This window comes from Xanthomonas sp. MUS 060 (assembly GCF_000963215.1).
GTDB lineage: Bacteria > Pseudomonadota > Gammaproteobacteria > Xanthomonadales > Xanthomonadaceae > Xanthomonas_A.
On record NZ_JZIM01000063.1, the window covers coordinates 1 to 3288 of the forward strand.

The window sequence follows — 3288 nt, forward strand, 5'->3', positions numbered from 1 at the left end:
GTGGCGCTTGCTCACGCTGCTGCGCGACTGTGTGGTGCTGTCCACCACCGCCTGACTATCGAGGTCGTGGCCGGCCTGCAACGCCAGCGCCTTTGCTGCGCCGATCTGCGCCGCTTGCAGCGTCAGATCGTGGCCCGCCGCCAACACCACGTCGCCCGCGCCTTGCACGCTGCTCACCGCATGCGTGGTTCTGCGCCGCTTGCAGCGTCAGATCGTGGCCCGCCGCCAACACCACGTCGCCCGCGCCTTGCACGCTGCTCACCGCATGCGTGGTCTCGCTGCTGCGTTGGTAGTTGCGTGCATCGTGCGTGGCGTCGGTACTGTGTGTGCGTGAGCGTCTGCGCGCCCAGGGTCAGGTCGTGACCGGCCACCAGTTGGGTCACCCCGTCGGTGCCGGCATTGCGCACCTGCGCCGCCTGCAGGGTCACATCGCCACCGCCCACCACCGACAACACGCCGCCGCCATTGGCTCCGGTCACGTACAGCCCGGCCACGCGCGTGATCGCTTCTTGATGCCCGCCGCCTTGCAGCGTCTCCACCGTGGAGGCCACCTCGATATTGCCCGCCGCCCGCACGCTCAACGCATCCACCGCGCTCACGCTCGCGCCCTGGATGCGGATGTCGCTGGCCGAGCTCAGCGCCACTTGATTGCCGCTGATGCTGCCGCCCAGGTGATCGATCCGGCCCGCATCCAAGGACACCAATTGACGGCCCGCGATGGTGCCGGTGTTGGTCAACGTGCCGCTCACGTGCGCATCGACATTGGCACCGGCCAGCAGCGCGCCGCCGCTGTCCAGATCGCCCGGATGCAGCCGCAGGTACACCTGCGGCACCAGCGCGGTGGTGGTGCGGCCATCGGGCAGCGTCACCGTCTTCGCCACCAGCCACACGATGTCGCTGGTCAATTGCGCCATCTGCGCCGCCGTCAACGCCACGCCCGGACGCAGGCCCCAGGCCTTGCCCACCGTCGCGCCAGCATCCAGCAATGCCTGGTATTGCGCTTCGTCGCTGCCATACCCTTCCAGGAAGCGACGCCCGGTCAGTTGCCCGATCTGCTCGCGCACCAACTTCTGTTCGTAGTACCCATCGCCCAGGCGTTGCTGCATGGTGTCGGCGTTGTAGCCCAGTCGTCGCTGCCATACCCTTCCAGGAAGCGACGCCCGGTCAGTTGCCCGATCTGCTCGCGCACCAACTTCTGTTCGTAGTACCCATCGCCCAGGCGTTGCTGCATGGTGTCGGCGTTGTAGCCCAGTTGCTTGCCGCAGTTGCGCGTCCGAACTCAGCCACACACGGTAGTTGGTGAAGCGTGGATCGGTCTCCACCAGCGCGTGGCCGCCGTTGGGCTGCACGTTGAACAGGCTGGCGCTGGGCAGTTGCGTGTCTAGTTGGTGAAGCGTGGATCGGTCTCCACCAGCGCGTGGCCGCCGTTGGGCTGCACGTTGAACAGGCTGGCGCTGGGCAGTTGCGTGTCCGGCGCACCCGCCCATCACGATGCGGTCCGGTGAACCGCCCGCCGCATTGACCGCTACGCTGCCGCTCGTCGCGCCCTGACCGCTCACCGTGCCCATGGCGCTGGCGTTGCCGGTACTGGCGCGCTGGGCGCCGCTGGATTGCGCCTGATCACGATGCGGTCCGGTGAACCGCCCGCCGCATTGACCGCTACGCTGCCGCTCGTCGCGCCCTGACCGCTCACCGTGCCCATGGCGCTGGCGTTGCCGGTACTGGCGCGCTGGGCGCCGCTGGATTGCGCCTGCGCCGCGCTGCTCCCGGACACCCCGCCCGGGCCATGCAACGGACCGACGCCGCCACCGCTGACCGCGCCCTGTGCGCCCTGCACGCCCAGGTTGGCCAGCGCCGCCGCGCCCTGCACGTTGGGCGCGGCGCGGCCCTGGTTGAGGTTGCTCAAATCGCCCACGTCGATGTGCAGCGTGCCGCCGCTGGTGATCGAGCCGCCGATCTGGCCGATCTGCACCGAGATCGATGGATTGCTCCATTGCCGCGTGGTGGGTGCCGTTGTACGCGTGGGTCACGTTGTTGAAGCTGTCGGTGCGGTACAGCGTCTGCGCCAGGTTGGTCACGCTGACCGCGCCGGTGATGCCATCGATGCTCAGGTCACCACCGGCGGCGATGCGCGCGTAGGTGTTGTGCAGGGTGTCGGTGACGATGTGCATCGCCCCGCCCGAGTGGATCACCGCCTCCGGACCCGCGCCCGGTTGCAGTACGTCCTGCACCGTGGTGCGCGTGGCGATGCGGTATTGCTCGTTGTCCTCCAGCCCGCCACCGCCGGTGCCTTGCGGATGGCTCAGGATGTGATCCGGATCGGTGTAGGCGTATTGCGCGATCAGCCGCACGCAGTTAGTGGTGCAGGTGCCATACGCATTGGAATACTGCAGCGTGTCGCTTTCATAGTGGAACGGCGGGGCGCCGGCTTCGTCGGTGGTCATTCCGGCGAAGGGATCGCTGGCACCGCTGCTGGTCTGGTCCGGATTGACATTGTGCTCGTCACGAGCGAAGTAGTAGATCGTCACCGTGCCCGTGTCACGTTGTTGAAGCTGTCGGTGCGGTACAGCGTCTGCGCCAGGTTGGTCACGCTGACCGCGCCGGTGATGCCATCGATGCTCAGGTCACCACCGGCGGCGATGCGCGCGTAGGTGTTGTGCAGGGTGTCGGTGACGATGTGCATCGCCCCGCCCGAGTGGATCACCGCCTCCGGACCCGCGCCCGGTTGCAGTACGTCCTGCACCGTGGTGCGCGTGGCGATGCGGTATTGCTCGTTGTCCTCCAGCCCGCCACCGCCGGTGCCTTGCGGATGGCTCAGGATGTGATCCGGATCGGTGTAGGCGTATTGCGCGATCAGCCGCACGCAGTTAGTGGTGCAGGTGCCATACGCATTGGAATACTGCAGCGTGTCGCTTTCATAGTGGAACGGCGGGGCGCCGGCTTCGTCGGTGGTCATTCCGGCGAAGGGATCGCTGGCACCGCTGCTGGTCTGGTCCGGATTGACATTGTGCTCGTCACGAGCGAAGTAGTAGATCGTCACCGTGCCCGTGCGCGGGTCCAGCCGCGAGCGCTCGCCGGTGGCACCGTCCGTACAGCGCGCCACGGGCGAAGAAGTACGCGCTGGTCTGCGCCGTCAGCCGGATCGTCGCCTGGTGCACCTGGTACCCATCCGGCGTGGTGTACACCGTACAGCGCGCCACGGGCGAAGAAGTACGCGCTGGTCTGCGCCGTCAGCCGGATCGTCGCCTGGTGCACCTGGTACCCATCCGGCGTGGTGTACACCGTGTC

3 protein-coding genes are annotated in these 3288 nt (G+C 67.5%); all 3 read right to left on the reverse strand.

Translation table 11 applies throughout. From position 1 onward, the window contains the following. On the reverse strand, nucleotides 1-177 hold a 177-nt coding region (locus tag XANALMUS060_RS22470; protein WP_343122993.1), incomplete at its 3' end, for a hemagglutinin repeat-containing protein. Then, complete coding sequence (locus XANALMUS060_RS22475; RefSeq protein ID WP_052688268.1) at nucleotides 174-2528, reverse strand: S-layer family protein; 2355 nt, start codon at nucleotides 2526-2528, stop codon at nucleotides 174-176. The genes XANALMUS060_RS22475 and XANALMUS060_RS22470, both read right to left, overlap by 4 nt. Further along, on the reverse strand, nucleotides 2525-3103 hold the full coding sequence (locus XANALMUS060_RS16760; protein ID WP_045739411.1) for a hypothetical protein: 579 nt from the start codon (nucleotides 3101-3103) through the stop codon (nucleotides 2525-2527). Before XANALMUS060_RS16760 ends, XANALMUS060_RS22475 begins: the two co-directional genes overlap by 4 nt. Between the last annotated feature and the right edge of the window lie 185 nt (nucleotides 3104-3288).